The sequence below is a fragment of the Thermus sp. FJN-A genome (genome assembly GCF_054655095.1).
Genome location: NZ_BAAHSC010000321.1, coordinates 1 through 236, shown reverse-complemented (window position 1 = coordinate 236; position 236 = coordinate 1). Strand labels below are relative to the sequence as shown.

At 64.4% G+C, this 236-nt stretch carries 1 rRNA gene; it reads right to left on the bottom strand.

What is annotated here, in order from left to right:
- Nucleotides 1–236: ribosomal RNA gene (locus tag ACYQ0J_RS13905) — 23S ribosomal RNA — on the bottom strand; the annotation flags it as partial.

The following is a 236-nucleotide window of genomic DNA, read 5'->3' as shown; positions in this document are numbered from 1 at the left end:
CCCCAGTCAAACTGCCCGCCAAGCGCTGTCCCCCCACCCGAGGGTTAGGCCCCCAGCCGCATCAGGGTGGTATTTCACCGGCGCCTCCACCACCCCCGAAAGGGCGGCTTCGCAGGCTCCCACCTATCCTACGCAGACGCGACCAAGAGCCAACACCAGGCTGCAGTAAAGCTCCACGGGGTCTTTTCGTCCTGCCACGGGTAGGCCGCATCTTCACGGCCAGTTCAATTTCACCG